Annotated in this window: 2 protein-coding genes; both read left to right on the forward strand. The window is 63.8% G+C overall.

All coding sequences use genetic code 11. From position 1 onward, the window contains the following. A partial coding sequence (locus M3A49_RS42220) for a muconate/chloromuconate family cycloisomerase (protein WP_266233978.1) occupies positions 1 to 1,113 on the forward strand: 1,113 nt, incomplete at its 5' end. Positions 1,114 to 1,141: 28 nt separating this feature from the next. Further along, a partial coding sequence (catC, locus tag M3A49_RS42225; RefSeq protein ID WP_266233979.1) for a muconolactone Delta-isomerase occupies positions 1,142 to 1,421 on the forward strand: 280 nt, incomplete at its 3' end.

A 1,421-nucleotide genomic window follows, 5' to 3' on the forward strand; every position in this document is an offset into this window, starting at 1 on the left:
ATCGAAACCCGCCTCGTCGATCTGCCGACGATTCGCCCTCACAAGCTATCCGTCGCCACGATGTACGGGCAAACCCTGATGCTGGTGAAGGTGTACTGCAGCGACGGCGTAACCGGCATCGGCGAAGGTACGACGATTGCCGGCATGGCCTACGGTCCCGAAAGCCCGGAAGCGATGAAGCTGGCGATCGACGCCTACTTCGCCCCGGCGATGATCGGCCAGGACGCCACGCGTATCCAGGCGCTCATGGCGCACCTGGGCAAGCTCGTGAAGGTCAATCACTTCGCGAAGTGCGCGCTGGAAACCGCGCTGCTCGACGCGCAGGGCAAGCGCCTCTCCGTGCCGGTGAGCGAACTGCTGGGCGGCCGCCGCCGCGAGCGCCTGCCGGTGGCATGGACGCTCGCCTCGGGCGAGACCGCCAAAGACATCGCCGAAGCCGAGGCCATGCTCGAAGTGCGCCGCCACAAGATCTTCAAGCTGAAGATCGGCGCGAAGGACCTCAAGACCGACATCAAGCACGTGGCCGACATCAAGAAGGCGATGGGCGATCGTGCCGCCGTGCGCGTGGACGTCAACATGGCCTGGAGCGAGACGCAGGCGGCCTGGGCGATTCCCGCGCTGGCGGGAGCCGGCTGCGAGCTGGTCGAACAGCCGGTGGCTTCGCCCGCGGCGCTGGCGCGCCTCATGCGCCGGTTCCCGGTGGCGTTGATGGCCGACGAAATCCTGCAGGGACCGGAAAGCGCGTTCGAGATCGCGAAGAACGAGGGCGCCGATGTATTTGCCATCAAGATCGAGCAAAGCGGCGGACTGTTCGCGGCGCAGCGCGTGGCCACGATTGCGGACGCCGCGGGTGTCGAGCTGTACGGCGGCACGATGCTCGAAGGCGCGTTCAGCACGGTGGCGTCGGCGCACCTGTTCGCAAGCTTCGCCAACCTGCAGTGGGGCACTGAACTGTTTGGCCCCTTGCTGATCACCGAAGAGATTTTGACGAAGCCGCTCGATTACAGCGACTTCGAGCTGACGGTGCCGGACGGCCCGGGTCTCGGCATCGAGCTGGACGAAGCGAAGGTCAAGCGCTTCACCCGCGACGGCCTCATGAAAGTCACGAAGTAATCCGGACACCTGATAAACGGAATTGACGATGCTTTTCCACGTACGCATGGATGTGAACATCCCGGCCGACATGCCGGCCAATGTCGCCAATGAAATCAAGGCGCGCGAAAAGGCGTACTCGCAGGAGCTGCAGCGCAGCGGCAAGTGGCGCCATATCTGGCGACTGGTGGGCGAGTACGCGAACTACAGCATCTTCGATGTCGAGAGCAATGCAGAGCTGCACGACATTCTCACCGCCTTGCCGCTTTTTCCGTACATGAAGATAACGGTCACGCCGTTGTGTCGCCACCCGTCCTCCGTCAGGGACA

This window comes from Paraburkholderia sp. CNPSo 3076 (genome assembly GCF_026343935.1).
Taxonomy (GTDB): domain Bacteria; phylum Pseudomonadota; class Gammaproteobacteria; order Burkholderiales; family Burkholderiaceae; genus Paraburkholderia; species Paraburkholderia nodosa.